A 17,357-nucleotide genomic window follows, 5' to 3' on the forward strand; every position below is an offset into this window, starting at 1 on the left:
ACTTGAAGTTGTATCATATCCAAATAAAGATTGTGTAAAGATACGACAACTTATCCTCCATTACATTATTGCGTTTGAGTCATTCCGATTAAGGATAAAATAGGCAGAAGACCACAAGTAAGGATGTTGCAACATGACGGAAACCCTGAAACTTCGAATCCACAATCAATTTTCCTCTTCCAGTGATTATAAAATGGAAACGATTCATCTCCACGGGATTGAAATAGAACTCCATTATATAGATAGTATTTGTGATGAAAAGAAAATCAAAGACAATCTTATTTATCCAACGTTGCAATGTAAGAGTATAGATGAACTTATGAGTTATCTCACTTCACTTCCAGACGTCACACACCTAGGTGAGGATCAGGACGTACTGCCCAAATTATTGAGCGGTTATGTCTGTTTATTCATTGGCAAAAATCTCTTCTTATTCAGCGCGGATAGCGTGGTCAATAATGAGCTAGGAGATACAAGCACCGAAACATCCATTTACGGTTCACAGCATTCATTCAGCGATGACTTGAAGACGAATATCAATCTGATACGCCATCGCTATCCCTCATCTTATCTTGTTTATGAAAACTCGAAGGTCGGCCAGCTGCCGCAAACAGAAATTGCTTTGATTTACGACAACCAACTCGTAGACAAAGAAGTATTGAATGATATTCGAGCGAGGCTCGCTTCTGTCGAACCGAGTGTTATTCTTTCGGCTACACATCTCCAAAAGCTTCTTACGGGACGTAAATTTTCTTTATTTCCCGTGATGATGGTTACAGAAAGACCGGATCGCGTTGCGTTAAACCTGACACAAGGTAAAATCGTTATACTTGTCCAGGGTACTGGGTATGTTTTGATTGCTCCGGCAGTTTTTTACGATTTCATTTCCTCTATGGATGATGTATTTCAACTCTATTGGGTCAGCGCATGCATGATCACTCTTCGATATATAGGCATTTTTATAACCGTGCTGCTCCCTGCCCTCTATATTTCCATGGTCTCTGTTGACCCTGAATTTTTCCATGTACAGCTTGCTCTTACAATCGCTGGAAGCCGAGAAGGCGTCCCCTACCCATCGTATATTGAAGTTTTGATCATGATGTTCTTGGCGGAAGCCTTAATTGAAGCAAGCATTCGTCTTCCTAAATCCATTAGTGCGGCAGCAACTACAGTCGGCGGATTGATTCTCGGACAAGCTGCCCAACAGGCCAATCTGGTCAGTAGCATCATGATCATCGTGACATCCGCCATTGCCATCGCCAATTTTGTCGTTCCGATCAATGCGATGAGCTTTGCGATCAGAGTCATGAAATATCCTTTTGTCATATTAGCAAGTTGCTTTGGCATTGTAGGTGTTGTTGTCGGTTTTTTTGGTATGATCATTTATCTGAACGATTTGAAAAGCTTTGGGAAGCCTTACTTGAAAGTGTTTATTGGGGAAAAAGAGAAATTCGGTAAAATGTAAAAGATGATAGGAAGAAGGATCGAATTTCATGAATCGTTATGCTTTTTATGTCTTATGGTGTAATATTCTGACCGTTAGTTCCTTATTTACAATCACCTATTTAGTAGATAACCGATTCAATGGAAGCATAATGGCAATAGCACTCTGCACGATACCAGGCTCGATTTTTCTTCTCTCAATTTGCAAGGCATTAGGTTATTTTCCAAAGCAAGGTCTCCCTGAAATATTTCGGATGTTTATGCCAGCTTGGGTCAGAAATCCTCTCTTGATCTTTTTTTCAATCATGGTTATATCCAAAGGCTGTCTCATGCTAGGCTATACGGCTTCTTTCATCAATCAATATCTCCTGGTGCGAACAAGTCCGTTCACTTTCATCGTCTTATTCTTTCTTGCCGCGGCTTGGGGTGCCACTAGATCAAGTAAAACGATCCTAAGCACGATAGAAATTGTTATTTTTATGACGACCCCATTCGTCTACTTTGTCACAATAAAAGCCATTTTTAGCCAGGGATTCGAATGGAATGCGGTTAGAGCAATGTCTGATTATGCTTTCATTATGCCGAAATGGAACTTCATCACGACAGCAAATATTATTTTCTCCGGATTCGTGGGCTTAACGATATTTAATCGAACGATCCCGATCAAAATAAATGGGAAGTTTTATGCGCTGATCCTCTTTCTTAGCTTACATTTTGTGTGTATTTTTTTTATTATTTCAATCGGCTATCACGGAACAGTTGGGGCAGGAAATTATTTGAACCCAGCTTTGAGCGCTGTTGATGACATGCCTATAGAACTTGGGATCTTCGAACGCGGTCTTCTCTTATATTTAATTACCATTATTTTACTTATTATTATGTACGCATCGATTACGTTCCATGTTGGCATTGAACTGTTGAAAGGATGCTTTAAGTTGGAATCGCTGAACAAGCCACGTAAGGAACAACTTATTTCCTGGGGAACGATCACCCTATTTGCCATACTTACGATGCTCCTTTATTACTTCTTTACGATGAAAGAAGTTTCAAAATATACCATTGCTTGGCTAAATACAAGGTTTTTTACTGAGCTGCTTCTAGTCGTGATCGTTGCGGTGTTGGCTTGGATGAAACGGCGGCGCAGCCTATGAGCATCACTCGGTTACTTCTCCTCCTCTCTGCATTGTCTTTACTTTGGGGCTGCTCCTATAAGGATATCGATAAGCGTATTTTTGTCATGGCTATTGGCATCGATAAATCGGACGAAGAAAATAAACCTTTCCGAGTGTCCCTAAAACTGGCTTTGCCTTCCACGAAATCGGAACCTGGCGGGAGTCACACTCAGGTTGTTAGCGTCAATGCCGAATCAATATCAAATGCAGTCAGACTGATCATCGCAAAAGTCCCGAAACAACTTGATTTTAGCCATTCGTCCATTAGTATAGTAGGCCAATCCTTAGCGCTTGAGAGTATTCAAGAACCTCTAGATTTCTTAGCACGAAGGACAGATATTCCAAATTTAGGGGTCATTGCTATGGGAAGTCCCAATGCGGAAACTGTTCTGAAAATGAATCTTAAATCCGAAAAAACGCCCGGAAGAGATTTGTACTTAAGCTTCTCCGATGAAGGAGCACGATCACCGTTAACGATTGACGAATATTTATTTGATTTTTACAGGCGTACCACGGAGAAAGGCATGGATCCCTTTTTACCCGTCATTGAGGCTGAAAAAGAAACACACAACATCAACAAGGTTGCTCTGCTAGATAAACAGAAGGTGAAAACGGTTATTATGGACCCGGTTGAATCACGTGTCTTTAATGAGCTGCTCAATGAGTATCCTTTTTTCGATATCAACACCAAAACAGATGGACAGCCCCTTGTTTTAGGAATTCGAACAGTGAAAAGAAGCTTTACCATCGATACCAGCGATAAAGATAAGCCTGTGATTCGTGTCGATGTCTATATGAGAGGAATTGTAGAGCAGTCTGTAGTAGGTATTTATGAAGACGATTGGAACAAATTAGAACAAACTGCTGCACAGGGTGAGATCATGAAATATGCAAATTTGCTGAAAAAGTTACAAAAAAATGATGTCGACCCGCTCGGCTTCGGCTTACTTTATAGAGCCACTAGGCATGGAAGAGAGAAAGACTGGGAAGAATGGCAAGCTATTTATCCTAAAGCTACATTTGATGTTCAGGTCAAAATAGATATACAAGGGACGGGTGCTCTCAAATGACGTTATATCTCGAATTGCTGATCATTTTACTCTTTACAAAACTGGCGTCCGATCTAAGTGTACGACTTGGGCAGCCTGCTGTATTAGGGAAGCTCATCGTGGGCATTATTTTGGGACCGGCTGTACTGGGTTGGGTTGAGAGTGGAGAATTGATCGATGAGCTGAGCGAGATCGGTGTACTGTTGCTCATGTTTATTGCAGGGCTAGAAACCGATCTGCAGGAATTACGCCGCAACCTCACGTCCTCATTCGCAGTAGCGTTCGGCGGGGTGCTTTTCCCGTTCGCTGGCGGCTATCTGGCTGGTATAAGCATTGGATTCACAACTTCACAGGCTATGTTCCTTGGATTATTGCTAAGCGCAACATCCGTCAGTATTTCAGTCCAGGTGTTGAAAGACTTAAACCGACTGAATAGTCGGGAAGGTACAACAATGCTAGGCGCCGCGGTTATCGACGATGTGCTGGTTGTTGTATTGCTTGCCGTCCTGCTTAGCTTGACAGGTGGAGCTGATGTGTCACTCTCAGCTGTCTTGATCAAGAAAGTGCTGTTCTTCGGGGGGATTATCGTACTAGGCTGGAAAGTTGTCCCTTGGATCATGAAGTTGTTGGCACCACTTCGAGCGACCGAAGCCGTCATAAGTGCAGCATTGATCATTTGCTTTTTGTTCGCCTATCTCGCCGAGTATCTAGGTGTTGCAGGGATGATCGGCGCATTCGCAGCTGGTATCGCCATCTCGGAAACGAAATATAAACATACCGTAGAAGAGCGTCTGGAGCCGATTGCCTACGCCATATTCGTTCCTATCTTCTTCGTTAGTATCGGTTTATCTGTCACATTTGATGGCGTTACCCAACATCTGTGGTTAATCGTTATACTGACAGTCCTCTCGATCATAACCAAAATGGTTGGTGGAGGTCTTGGCGCGAAACTGACAGGTTTCAACTGGAGATCCTCGTTCGGGATCGGCTCAGGGATGGTTTCTCGCGGGGAGGTTGCACTCATCATTGCAGCAATTGGTCTTGAATCTGGATTGTTGGATCGATCTTACTTTACTCCGCTGCTTATCGTGGTGATCTTGACTACATTAGTTACTCCGCCTTTACTGAAGGTGGCCTTTAAGTGATATAGATGAGAAAACGGCAGCCATCAATCTGGTTGCCGTTTGTTTGCATTTACTTAGCTATATCTTTTTAGGTATCGGTCAAAGATATAACATTTACAATATAATAATATAGTAACTAATTTAAGTGTAGCTGCAACCTTTTCATAATCGTGTCCGTTTTGGATTTCGAATGGCCAGAAACACAAAAAATAGATGAGGTGAATTGAAATGAGAAAAACCATGAAGTCGATCACACTTTCAGTAGCAACTGCTTTATTATCACTTACGCTAGTCGGTCAAAGCTTTGCAGCTGCTACAACATTTACAGATATTGATAATGTGGCAACAAAGGATAAAATTATTTCTCTACAACAAAGTGGGATTATCGAAGGTATTACTCCTTCTTTATTTGCTCCACAGGAGTCAATTACAGCTGCTCAAACTGTTCAACTTCTAGTGAATGCGCTTGGACTCAATTTAGACTTGGTTAAATTCTTCAAAGAGCCAAAGGCGACTGATTATTTTAAAAACGCTTCAAATGAAGCTTGGTACGCAGAGGCGCTGATCATTGCTGCAGTCAACAATCTTGATCTTCCCAAAGATCTCGATCCTAATAAAAAATTAACACGTGAAGAATTCACACATCAGCTCGTTCGTGCGATTGAAGTTAGTCATAATCTTCCACTGATTAACCCCGTTGTTGCAGATATTAAAGATACGGATCAAATCAGTGTCGAATATTCAGGATCTATCCAACGTGGACTTAACTACGGGATTATTAAATTGAATGAAGCAGGTAAATTTAATCCAAAAGATGAAATTACACGTGCTGATGCTGCTGAGGAAATTTTCAATGCCCTTGCGTATCTGAAAGCTCACCAGAATCCAGTCGTATCAAATGACCCTATTACATCTACCCAAGGTGTTCAAATTATCAAAGATGCACTAGAAAAAGTGGGCGCAGATATCCAGATCAAAGTGGATCCAAATGCCAAAGTGACACGTGAATCGTTCACGTATCTTCTCATTCACACTTTTCAAACCAGCGGGAAATTGCCAATGATTAAGCTATCGCCTGTAGATATAAAAGATACGGACAAAATTGATATCCTAAATAGCGGCGCCATCCAAACTGCGCTTGCCTTAGATATTGTCGAATTAAATCCTGATGGTACTTTCAACCCGAAAGATCAGATTACCCTTGAAGATGCAACAGAAATGGCTAATAATGCTGTGAAAGCAGTTGAACGATTACAAACAAGATAATAAACTATTTTCGTGCAAGCAGCTGTAAAAAAAGGACAGCCCCATTCATACCGAATGGGGCTGTCCTTTTCTATTTACCTTGCTTCATCCCTACTCGTTCTATTAACAAGTCACAAGCACGCTCGATCTCGTTCATCGTAGTGTAGCGTCCCACAGAAAATCGTACCGTGCCAGCCGCAGCTTCTGGCGCTAATTTCATTGCTTTTAATACCGGTGACATCGCAGTACTTCCCGTATGGCATGCCGAACCCGTCGTAGCTGCAATTTCAGGGATGAGGGCTAATATTTCTTGTCCAATCCTTCCTAGAAAACTAACGTTTAAGGTATTGGGCAATCGTTTATCTGGATGTCCAGTCCTAACGATACGATCTTTGAAAGCATCGGATAATCTCTCCCATAGACGGTTTGTTAATGCCAGGATATCCAACTGATCGTTTCTCAACTCAGCGAGTTCTGCCGCTTTACCTAAAGCTACAATGTAAGGTACATTCTCAGTACCCGCTCTACGGCCACTCTCATGACTGGCGCCGTGATTGTGTGAAGTGATGGAAGTTCCTTCTCTGATAATTAAGGAGCCTACACCTTTGGGAGCATATAACTTATGACCGGCAATTGTAAGCAGATCCACCGGCATTTCGCTCCAATTCACATCGACTTTCCCTACAGATTGTGCAGCATCGCTATGGAGAATGATCCCTCGACTCTTCGTGATTTCAGCAATTTCCTGGATCGGCTGGATTGTTCCGGTCTCATTGTTTGCATGCATGACAGACACAAGAATCGTATCTTCGGTGATTGCTGCTATGAGATCTTTGGGGTCAATTAGTCCATACACATCCACATCTAAATAGGTAACCTTTGCCCCTATCGATTCAAGAAAGGCACATGGATTCATGACAGATGGATGCTCGATTTTCGTCGTAATGATGTGATTGCCTCGATGCTTATTTGCATAATAAACGCCTTTAATGGCATGGTTGTTTGACTCACTTCCACCGCTGGTAAAGACAACTTCACTTGATTTACAACCTATCAATGAGGCTATGCGACGTCTAGCTAAATCAATAGCCTCATCAATCTTTTCGGAAGCCCAATGAGAAGATGATGGATTACCATAACGTCCATATAAAAACGGAAGCATTTCATCTAATACTTCTGGATCAATAGGCGTGCTCGCATTATAGTCGAGATAGATACGTTTGTATTCAGAATCGCTTTGAGCTGTTGTTTCCATTAGTACTCTCCCCATTACTATTTATTTGGCTGCGCCCACACGAGATGAATGGTATTCAATAAGTACCGCTCCATACGTAGAACACGTAGTTGGGATTGCTTAAGAATGTCTACCATATCACGATCCAAATGGCAGCCAACGAATCGATTGAACATGGGTTCAACGATTTGTTGGGTTCGGCTCACCAAGCGGTTTGAGCTGAGGCCATGTTCCATTAACAGGATTTGACCACCTGGTTTGCAAAAAGCGTTGAGAGATGCCATAACTTGCACTGGATTGTCATAGCCGCAAAAGGACAAAGTGGATACAATTGTATCAAACGTGTTCTCGGGAAAGGATAGTAATTCGATATCGGATTGCACGAATGTTGCTCGAATTCCAGCGTCTTCCGCAGAATCTTTAGCTTTGGATAACATCTCACTACTGAAGTCTACCGCTGTCACTTCTACATCTTTTGGATAAAACTTGAAATTGGCTCCAGCGCCTACGGCAAGCTCCAAGACACTTCCCTTTGCACTGCCAAGCAAGGTTGATCGGAATCTACGCTCCGTCTGCTGCTTTCTTCTCATTTCATAGATGATGGATTGTTTATCGAATTTACGAATTAATTTCTCTTTATTCACGATACACCTCTGTAGCTGTGATAAATCCACAAAAAATGGAGCACCTCAACCGTTGCCAGTGTGTACTCCATTCATCTTTATAACAACGTAGGATACAATATCTTAAAATCTTCTGTTCGGACATACGTTTTAACAGCTTCAACCGCTTCATCAAGTGTATTTACATCAATTGTACGAACCTCTTGGATCTCTTGTTCATATTTATTCATGGCATGCTCATACCGTGGATCATAATAATGCTCTAATAGGAGGCTAACCGCCTTCTCAAATTGATCTTCATGTAAAGCTAGTTCAATTTCTTTCGCGATCGGGGTGTGAATTCTATCTTTGATGTGGCTATACGCTTGCAGCAGCTGATCTTTATTTTCCCAGGGACGATAATCGGCCATAATATGACGAACACGTTCTTCAATAGGCATTTTGATATATAGATGTGTACCCGTTTCCTTCTTACTAAAAATGAACTCAGGTATCACAGCTTTTCCGATGCGTTTGCTTTCTCCCTCTATCAGTATATAAGGAGAATCCTGCAATTTCAGAAGGTTCGTAACGAGATGAGCTTCAAACGTCTTTTGATTATTTGCCTGGAGCCCGACATGTCCGAAAATGGATCCGCGATGCCCAGCAAAGGCCTCAAAGTCTAACACGGGGTAACCTTCCGCCTGTAAACGTCGTAGAATCGCAGTTTTGCCTGCTCCTGTATTCCCGGAAATCACGCATACACGAGGTTTAAAATCCATCTTCTCAAGTGTATCGACCACCCATCTACGATAGGAACGGAATCCCCCTGTTAAACGATACGTTCGTATGCCCATTAAAGAAAGTACAGTAGCTGACGAATGACTCCGCATGCCGCCGCGCCAACAGAAAACAGCCTTTTGCCCTTTAATCCCTTCAAACGTTTTGACAAATGCCGGCAGCTTGGCAGATATGATCTCAAGACCTCGATCTTTAGCCGCTTGTACACTTACTTGTTTATAGATGGTTCCGATTTCAGCCCGTTCATGATCATCAAAAAATGGGATATTGATACTTCCGGGAATCGTCGCATCCTGAAACTCTGAAGGAGAACGGACATCGATCGTAACGAATTCTTTCTTGTCTTTGAGCGCTAATAGCTCATCTATGCTGATGTCTTGAAACAATGGATTTCTCTCCTTTAAATGACGACAATACGGCTTGGATGCTCCTCTGTTGCTTCTCCAATGATACTAGCTTCCACTCCAGCAATTTTCAGCTGACCGAGTAATTCCTCTGCCTGTTCACCGGCCACAGAGATTAATAGTCCGCCTGATGTGACAGCATCACATAGGATCCATTGACCTATTTGATCCAACGTTTCTGGGTAAGTAACCGAGTCTTGTACATGGGCGTAGTTATTCTTAGTGCCACCCGGAACAAATCCTTCTTCAGCCAATTCCCTTACTCTCGGCAATAGTGGCACATCGCTAGCCGTGATGCGAATGCCGACTTGACTGCCTTTTGCCATCTCAAGCGAGTGTCCGATCAAGCCAAATCCAGTCACATCTGTGCAAGCATGTACATCGAATGGCTCCATGGTTTCGGCCGCTATTTTGTTAAGAGTTGCCATAACCTGTGTTACCCGGGCAACTTCTTCTTCATTCAAGCGATCTTTCTTAATCGAAGTTGTCAAAATGCCCACACCAATTGGCTTCGTTAAAATCAATTTATCACCGGGAATCGACCCCGCATTGGTACGTATCTTCTTAGGATGGACTAAACCCGTAACAGCAAGACCGAACTTAGGCTCGTTATCATCAATCGAGTGTCCACCAACGAGCGTAATGCCTGCTTCCTTCATTTTATCGCCAGCACCACGCAGTATGTCAGCCAGCACCTCTTTATCCAACGTACGAATCGGAAATGCAACGATATTTAATGCCGTTAACGGTCTGCCACCCATGGCATAAATGTCACTAATCGCATTCGCAGCGGCGACTTGTCCGAACGAATACGGATCATCAACAATCGGGGTAAAGAAGTCTACCGTTTGTACAAGAGCAAGTTCTTCGGTTAATTGATAAACGCCAGCATCATCACTTGTGTCAATACCTACGAGAAGATTGGGATTTGGTACCCCCGGTGGTAATTTCTTGATTACTTCGGAGAGATCAGCGGGACCAATTTTGCAGCCACAGCCACCCTTAGTTGAATAGGAGGTTAGTTTAATTTTATCCGTTGTCGACATATGCTTCTTCCTTCCTTGGTTCAGCAGGGAAATAAGTATGTTAATATTTTTCTATACGTCTAATAATAACCTATTTATCTTCCCAAAATCTAATTTTTGGTGAATAAAAAAGACTGCCGAATGAACGGCAGACTCAACTATCCTAGCATAGCAGCTTGACGCTTGTACTGATCTTCCAGTACTAAGCATGTCATCGCTTCTACCACAGGTACAATTCTCGGGCAAATACACGGATCATGTCTGCCTTCTGTACGAATATCTTGTTCCTCTCCGTTCACGTTTAGCGTTTTCTGGGGAACTGAAATGGAAGAAGTCGGTTTTACACTAATTCGGAAAATGATTTCTTGGCCGGTACTGATTCCACCTAAGATTCCACCGGAATGATTACTGAGGAATCCATCTCTATTCATTTCATCATTATGCTCACTGCCTAGCATCGAAGCCGCTGAGAAGCCCGCTCCAAATTCAATTCCTTTGACAGCTCCGATAGAGAGCATAGCTTTCGCCAGTTCTGCATCCAATTTATCGAAAACGGGCTCGCCGAGCCCTGGAATTACCCCGCGAATACGGCATTCTACGATACCACCACAACTATCGCCAACAGCAGCTAATTGCTCTATTTTTTCAATCATCTTCGCACCGGCAATCGGATCGCAAGCACGAACCGCATTATGTTCAATGGCGTCCTCTTCGAAAGTCTCACACGGAATTCCTCCGATCTCTCGTGTATAAGCCAATACTTGTACACCTCTTTGCTCTAGTAACTTTCGAGCAATAGCACCGCCAGCCACCCTGCCCGCTGTTTCTCTTCCCGAAGCTCGCCCACTCCCGCGATGATCACGGATTCCGTATTTCTGCAGATAAGTGTAATCCGCATGGCCAGGTCGAAAGGAATGCTGAATATCGTTGTAAGCCTCTGGTTTCATATCTTGATTATATAAGCTGACAAACAGAGGCGTGCCCGTTGTTTTTCCTTCAAAAACACCGGATAAGATGTGAATGATATCATATTCTTTACGGGGTGAAGTCACGGAGGATTGACCAGGCTTTCTCCTATCCATCTGTTTTTGAATATACGCTTCATCGATCTCGACGCCAGGTGTTACACCATCCACGATGACGCCTACGGCGGCACCATGTGATTCCCCGAAGGTTGTAATTTTGAAAATTTCACCAAAAGTATTCCCTGCCATATGAATACAGCCTCCTATTTAGTAAGTAATTCCTACACCTAACGCAGATAATTGTTCAAAATACCCTGGACACGTTTTGGATACACATCCTGGGTCGGTAATCCGGATATTTTCGACCCTCAATCCGATCAAAGACAACGCCATGGCCATGCGATGATCGTCATGGGAATCCACCAAAGCCGGCATCGGTTGCCCGGGATAAATAGTTAAACCGTCCTGATGCTCATCGACACGAATGCCAAGCTTACAGAGTTCCGTACACATAGCGGCAATGCGATCGCATTCATGATGTCGAATATGAGCAGCATCTGTTAGTGTAATCGGTCCATCCGTAAAAGGAGCCAAAGCAGCTATCGTTAATGTTTGATCTGACCATTTCTTCATACTGAGTGTAAAGCCGCCTTTGAGCTGCTTTGTGCCCTGCACTTCTACAAAGTTTTCACCGCGAATTACGGTACAACCCATGCGCTCCAATACAGCTAATATTTCAATGTCTGGCTGACTTGTGCTCTTTGCGTTAATACCTTCGATTCGTACGCAGCCTGAAGTTAGCGCAGCTAACGCCCAGAAATAGCAACAGGTAGACACATCTGGCTCAAGTTGGAACGACTGCGCTTGATATTTCCCTGAAGGAACCATAATCGATTGTCCGTCCTCGGAAAATTGCGGTGTGATACCGAATGTAGTCATCATATCCACGGTCATTTGCACATAATCCCGCTGCACAATTTCACCATCAATCTGAATGGTTAGTGGTGTTTCCGTATAGGGTGATGCTAATAAAAGTCCACTAATAAATTGACTGGACGTTGAACCGGGCAGCCTCACACTTCCACCTTTTAGTCCAGACGCATGGAGTTTCAAGGGCAACCGGTGTTCCACCTCTTGATAGTCCAAATTAGCACCAAGACTGGAAATTGCAGAAAGTAACGGTGCCAGTGGCCGCTCGCTCAATCGTCTGCTCCCTTTTATCATCCAATTGCCATTACCTACCGCCAAAGCTGCTGGCAAGAAACGCGCAATCGTACCTGCAGCTCCCATGTAAAGCTCACCAGATGTATGGGGCCATTTCCCTCCACAACCATCCACATATGCGGTCTCTCCATCAATGACGACAGACACACCTAATTTGGTTAATGCGTCCATGCACCAGTACGAATCGTCGCTTTTCAATAAGCCATCTAACTGTGATTTACCTTCGGCTAAAGAGGCGATAATTAATGCGCGGTTAGTCAAGCTTTTGCTCCCAGGTACTCGGATTGTTCCTGCTACGTTGGATTTTGGAGGACTAATCTGTACTTCTTTAGCCTTATTTGTTGACCACGGGGAACGAGCTTCCCAATCAGGCTGATGCATCGCCATATTCTCCACCTCTTTGTATTATTTGTATAAACCAATTATAATGAGTCTTGTGAAATAAATGAAATTGGATTTTATATATCATGTCATAGAGGTGATCTATACCAAATGATGAACTTGGAATGGTATCGTATTTTTTTACATACGGCAAAATGCCGAAATTTAACGAAGGCTGCACAAGAACTCCATATCACACAACCATCCGTGAGTTATGCCATTAAGCAGATTGAAGATGCAGTAGGTTTGAAATTGTTCCATCGGTTATCGAAAGGTGTAGAGCTAACAGAAGAAGGGCGTACGCTTTATGACTATGTGGAACAATCATTTGCCTTGCTGGATTCGGGACAGAAGCATCTTCAAAATCTAAAGCAACTAAACGAAGGTGAGATTCGGATCGGGGCAAGTGATTCACTGATCAAGCATCTTCTGCTCCCCCAGTTGAATGCGTATCACAAGAAATATCCGGGCATACGGATTCGGCTTTCGCATGGGAAAACGCACGAGATCACGAAGCGCTTAAAAGAAGGTGAGATTGACTGTGCCATTGTTCACATGCCGATAGACGATCCTGAACTATCCATTCAAACTTTGGCGGTGCTGGAGGATTGTTTTGTGGTTGGGGAGACTTTTCAAGCGCTGACGAACCATACGATCACTGTAAAAGAACTAGCAGAGCTTCCGCTAATCCTCTTATCTCCTGGCAGCAGTACTCGTGTATTCATCGAAAAATGGTTTGCCGCTAAGGGGTTAGAGGTGAAACCAGATATTGAATTAGGAAATATTGATCTCCTGTCAGAATTCGCAAGGTTAGGTTATGGGGTTGCCTTCATTAGCCGGTCATTTGTACAGGAAGAACTTCAGTCTGGCACACTTTTTGAGCTCAAATTAGATGATCCACTTCCTCCACGAAGTATAGGCTTTGCTGTGCGGCGTAATATGAAATTATCTGTTGCTGCTGAAGGTTTCGTCGAGATCCTTAGAGATTAGCTAAGATTGATCGCATAAATGAACAATTCACCTTACGCCAACGTCTTAATTAAGTAAATGTTAAAAGAAGGAGCTTAAGGATGAAATTTTTTTTCACATCACGAATGAACTGGCACACTTTCACTGAACAATTGGAGTCTTATTGGGGCGCAAAGGTGTTGAAATGGAAAAAACGGTTGAATCCATTGACGAACAAAATCGGGTTTGGCATCTACTTTTATAAAAATATGACCATCAATCTCAATCGTTTGAACAAAGAGATCTTACAAATTGCCCAAGATCGCGTCCATCTATCGCATTTCAAGAAATCAGAATTTCCTAGTTTTATCTCCGTTGTTGATGGTATTAGTGCAACAACGATGGTTATGAAATTGCCAAACCATATCACCCAGCAGATTACGTCGATGGTCAAAATGCTCCCAGGGTTTAAATCATTGCAAGCTATTGCTTGTGAGTATGGGTACAAATGTGAGCTTCATTACAACCAAGGGAAAGCATTTTTCGGCTCGTTACAAATACATTTCGTGAAAATCAACACCTATCCAACCATGCACGCATGAATACAGGCTGCCGACTTTGTAATGTCGGCAGCCTGTTTCTGTTTCATTGTAATAAGGCAAAATCTCTCCTGTTACCATTTTCATCTTTTTCACAGTAATAAAGGGCAGCTCCATATATCGTTTATCCGTTACAATCTGCAGAAGCAGCTCCCCTTTTTCTATACGGGGTTCTCCATTTAAGATCTGGTGGATCGAGATATGACGTATCCCATTGGTTCCCATCAACACAACCTGACACTTACATTACACTTGTATAATAATGGGCAATATCATAGGTCTTCTCTTCGTCTGTGTGTATAAATATTTGCCTATGGCTTCCTTCAAAGCTTGTTTATAGAGTCCCCATTGGTTCGTTTTCATCTCTTGTAATTGTGTAAGTGTAGTTAGGGCAATGCGATGTACTTCCTCCATTAAAGCCTCTGATTCTTTGACGTATACGAATCCACGTGAAATGATATCCGGTCCGGAAACGATTTTACCATCCGATCTACTAAGAGATATTACAAAAATCAATATACCGTCTTCGGATAATACCTTACGGTCTCTTAACACAATTTGACCGACATCCCCTATACCTAAACCATCAACTAGCGTATTGCCATTCGAAACATGACGTTCCTGACGAGCTTCTGAGTTCGTGAAGTCTACGACTTCTCCGTTATTAATAATATAAATGTTATCTGACTCGACACCAACTGCTTCGGCCAATAATCGATGCTGATACAACATCCGATATTCACCATGGATCGGGATGAAATATTTGGGCTTCATTAGGGTCAGCATGAGCTTCAACTCTTCCTGACTAGCATGGCCAGACACATGCATCCCTGTTACCGATCCTGATCCGTAGATGACTTTAACGCCTTTGGCAAACAGGTTATCTACGATACGGGCTACATTCCGCTCATTTCCAGGAATAGGCGTAGCCGCTAGAATAACCGTATCACCTCGAGAAACTTCAACTTGCCGGTGTGTCCCACTGGCTAAGCGAGCAAGTGCAGCCATAGGCTCCCCTTGGCTTCCCGTACAAAGAATGACAAGTTCATGTGGTGAAAACCGATTAACATCCTGGGCCTCTATCAACATTTCAGGAGACATTCTTAGATAACCAAGCCTCAAAGCGATATCTACGACATTGACCATACTTCTTCCTAACAGGGCAATTTTACGGTTCGTCTTTTCCGCGGCGACGATGACTTGCTGTAATCGATTAACGTTAGAGGCGAAGGTTGATAAGAATATTTTTCCCGTCGCCTTCGCGAAAGCTTCCTCAATATGATCGCCTACTAAGCGCTCAGAAGGTGTGAATCCTGGCCGCTCAGCATTCGTACTCTCGGAAAGCAGCGCAAGTACACCCTTTTCACCAATAGCTGCCATCTTATGTATATCTGCATATTGCTCATTCACCGGTGTCAAATCGAACTTGAAGTCACCCGTATGCACAACCGTTCCTTGCGGAGTATCGAATACAATACCTAGGCAATCGGGAATACTGTGATTTGTTCGAAAGAAGCTGAGCGGAATGTCGCCTAAGATAAGCTTCGTATTTGCATCAATCTCATGCAAGCTAGTTGTTTTCATAAGCCCATGCTCTTTAAGTTTTACTTCAATAAGGCCAAGTGTAAGTCGCGTGGCATAAATGGGCATGTTCAATTGTTTGATGATATAAGGGATACCGCCAATATGGTCCTCATGTCCATGTGTAATGACAACGCCTCTAATTTTCTCTTTATGTTCAAGTAAGTAAGAGATATCAGGAATGATTAGGTCTATACCTAACAAGCTTTCGTCTGGAAACTTGGAGCCACAATCGATAATGATAATATGATCATTGTATTGAAGAACATACATATTTTTGCCTATTTCATTAACACCCCCGAGGGCGAAAATCGAAAGCTTATCTTGATTTAACTTCATGAATAGACCTCCAACATATCCTAATAACGCGCATACATACCATTCACTGCATAACTACTCAGTCATAGTATGTCCCGTTCAATAAATTGAAAATTCATCTTATGTGAGCAAAGAAAAAAGACCTCCGGCTAAGGAGATCTTTCTCAATGAAATCTATTCTATCGAGTATCGAATAAAAGCTAACAATGCTAACAAGCCTGCTGCGATGGAGACGACATATAAAGCTGACAGTCGAACCCACTTGACCCCAGTTTTCTGAAAATAGGACTGATCTCCTTCACGGTTCTTACGCGAAAAGCCAATCATAAGTGTAGCCAAAACACCAACTACTAAGATTACTGTAAATATCATATAATACAACGTCATATTCATATGACAACCCACCTTCAATTTGTTTATTTAATGAATCACTTGTCATCTCTAATTATATAGGAGCTCGTATTAAAAAACATACTTTACTTTGCTAGTTCATATAAATTTCAAATTATTTAGATTTCTTTGACGTGAAACTTTCACTTTTCAAGAACTAGAATCATCTCGTTATCCGGAAACAATGGTTATAACTGTAATTTCTTTTGCATTTCATTCCACCTAACCGTTATGCTTCCCATATATACTTAACTTATCGGAGGTCATAACGATGCTTAAAATCGGAATCATACTTGGCAGCACTCGCCCAGGACGCAGAGGTGAAGTCGTCGCTCAATGGGTACATGAAGTTGCACATAAACGGACTGACGCGATATTCGAGATTGTTGATCTTGCGGATTTCAATTTGCCGCTATATGATGAGCCCCATCCACCTATGTTGATGAAATACACGAAAGAACATACGATCGCTTGGTCGAACACGATCAACGCTTACGATGGTTACATCTTCGTAACACCGGAGTATAATCATGCCGTTCCTGCGGCGCTTAAGAATGCGATAGATTTCCTATTCAATGAATGGAAAAATAAAGCCGCTGGGATCGTTAGCTATGGCGGTGGTACAGGCGGTGCGCGTGCAGCAGAGAACCTCAGGCTCATCTTGAGTGAATTACATGTAGCCGACGTTCGTGCACAAGTAACATTGTCCCTCTTTACTGATTTTGAAAACTTCACAGTGTTCAAGCCCCATCCACGTCAGGAATCCGCTGCTAACACCATGTTTGATCAAGTCATTGCTTGGAGCGGGGCTTTGAAGTCATTGCGTTAATACCGTTTATTTATCAAGCCGCG

General features: G+C 42.7%; 16 protein-coding genes. 8 read left to right on the plus strand and 8 right to left on the minus strand.

The window, feature by feature from the left end:
* Positions 1 to 133 precede the first annotated feature (133 nt).
* The 5 genes from AC58QC_RS26790 (at position 134) to AC58QC_RS26810 (ending at position 6,054) form a co-directional block, all read left to right on the plus strand.
* Positions 134 to 1,465 carry a spore germination protein gene (locus AC58QC_RS26790; RefSeq protein WP_497418107.1) on the plus strand — a complete coding sequence of 444 codons (1,332 nt, stop codon included), beginning with the start codon at positions 134 to 136 and terminating at the stop codon, positions 1,463 to 1,465.
* Positions 1,466 to 1,493: 28 nt separating this feature from the next.
* Positions 1,494 to 2,594, plus strand: coding sequence for a hypothetical protein (locus AC58QC_RS26795; RefSeq protein WP_497418108.1), 1,101 nt, complete (start codon positions 1,494 to 1,496; stop codon positions 2,592 to 2,594).
* Positions 2,567 to 3,685: a Ger(x)C family spore germination protein gene (locus AC58QC_RS26800; RefSeq protein WP_497418109.1), complete on the plus strand. Its 1,119-nt coding sequence runs from the start codon at positions 2,567 to 2,569 to the stop codon at positions 3,683 to 3,685. The genes AC58QC_RS26795 and AC58QC_RS26800 overlap by 28 nt, the downstream gene beginning before the upstream one ends.
* Positions 3,682 to 4,809: a cation:proton antiporter gene (locus AC58QC_RS26805; RefSeq protein ID WP_497418110.1), complete on the plus strand. Its 1,128-nt coding sequence runs from the start codon at positions 3,682 to 3,684 to the stop codon at positions 4,807 to 4,809. The genes AC58QC_RS26800 and AC58QC_RS26805 overlap by 4 nt, the downstream gene beginning before the upstream one ends.
* A 207-nt stretch (positions 4,810 to 5,016) precedes the next feature.
* Positions 5,017 to 6,054, plus strand: a complete 1,038-nt coding sequence (locus AC58QC_RS26810) for an S-layer homology domain-containing protein (protein ID WP_497418111.1) — start codon at positions 5,017 to 5,019, stop codon at positions 6,052 to 6,054.
* A 70-nt stretch (positions 6,055 to 6,124) separates the two neighbouring features.
* On the opposite strand, the gene AC58QC_RS26815 is transcribed toward AC58QC_RS26810, so the two are convergent.
* The 6 genes from AC58QC_RS26815 to aroA all read right to left on the minus strand — a co-directional run bounded on the left by AC58QC_RS26815 (position 6,125) and on the right by aroA (position 12,675).
* Positions 6,125 to 7,288: a cysteine desulfurase family protein gene (locus AC58QC_RS26815; protein ID WP_497418112.1), complete on the minus strand. Its 1,164-nt coding sequence runs from the start codon at positions 7,286 to 7,288 to the stop codon at positions 6,125 to 6,127.
* Between the two features lie 17 nt (positions 7,289 to 7,305).
* On the minus strand, positions 7,306 to 7,911 hold the full coding sequence (locus AC58QC_RS26820; RefSeq protein ID WP_497418113.1) for a class I SAM-dependent methyltransferase: 606 nt from the start codon (positions 7,909 to 7,911) through the stop codon (positions 7,306 to 7,308).
* 77 nt (positions 7,912 to 7,988) lie between these two features.
* A complete protein-coding gene (gene mnmH / locus AC58QC_RS26825; protein ID WP_497418114.1) occupies positions 7,989 to 9,056 on the minus strand; it encodes a tRNA 2-selenouridine(34) synthase MnmH in 1,068 nt (355 codons plus the stop codon).
* Positions 9,057 to 9,070: 14 nt separating this feature from the next.
* The gene (gene selD / locus AC58QC_RS26830) at positions 9,071 to 10,120 is read right to left on the minus strand and encodes a selenide, water dikinase SelD (protein WP_497418115.1); all 1,050 of its coding nucleotides are present in this window, start codon (positions 10,118 to 10,120) and stop codon (positions 9,071 to 9,073) included.
* Positions 10,121 to 10,257: 137 nt separating this feature from the next.
* The gene (gene aroC, locus AC58QC_RS26835; protein ID WP_497418116.1) at positions 10,258 to 11,313 is read right to left on the minus strand and encodes a chorismate synthase; all 1,056 of its coding nucleotides are present in this window, start codon (positions 11,311 to 11,313) and stop codon (positions 10,258 to 10,260) included.
* 18 nt (positions 11,314 to 11,331) lie between these two features.
* A complete protein-coding gene (gene aroA / locus AC58QC_RS26840) occupies positions 11,332 to 12,675 on the minus strand; it encodes a 3-phosphoshikimate 1-carboxyvinyltransferase (RefSeq protein WP_497418117.1) in 1,344 nt (447 codons plus the stop codon).
* 105 nt (positions 12,676 to 12,780) lie between these two features.
* Here aroA and AC58QC_RS26845 point away from each other — a divergent pair, with 105 nt between their 5' ends.
* Both AC58QC_RS26845 and AC58QC_RS26850 read left to right on the plus strand, forming a co-directional pair.
* Entirely contained in the window at positions 12,781 to 13,659 is an 879-nt protein-coding gene (locus AC58QC_RS26845) for a LysR family transcriptional regulator (RefSeq protein ID WP_497418118.1), read from the plus strand.
* An 80-nt stretch (positions 13,660 to 13,739) separates the two neighbouring features.
* Entirely contained in the window at positions 13,740 to 14,219 is a 480-nt protein-coding gene (locus AC58QC_RS26850; protein WP_497418119.1) for a hypothetical protein, read from the plus strand.
* 243 nt (positions 14,220 to 14,462) lie between these two features.
* Here AC58QC_RS26850 and AC58QC_RS26855 read toward each other — a convergent pair whose 3' ends face one another.
* Together AC58QC_RS26855 and AC58QC_RS26860 are read right to left on the minus strand one after the other, a co-directional pair.
* Entirely contained in the window at positions 14,463 to 16,136 is a 1,674-nt protein-coding gene (locus AC58QC_RS26855) for a ribonuclease J (RefSeq protein ID WP_497418120.1), read from the minus strand.
* A gap of 153 nt (positions 16,137 to 16,289) precedes the next feature.
* On the minus strand, positions 16,290 to 16,508 hold the full coding sequence (locus AC58QC_RS26860) for a hypothetical protein (protein ID WP_497418121.1): 219 nt from the start codon (positions 16,506 to 16,508) through the stop codon (positions 16,290 to 16,292).
* Between the two features lie 268 nt (positions 16,509 to 16,776).
* Here AC58QC_RS26860 and AC58QC_RS26865 point away from each other — a divergent pair, with 268 nt between their 5' ends.
* A complete protein-coding gene (locus tag AC58QC_RS26865) occupies positions 16,777 to 17,334 on the plus strand; it encodes an NADPH-dependent FMN reductase (RefSeq protein ID WP_497418122.1) in 558 nt (185 codons plus the stop codon).
* The last annotated feature ends 23 nt before the right edge of the window (positions 17,335 to 17,357 follow it).

It is taken from the genome of Paenibacillus sp. J22P51 (assembly GCF_059692215.1).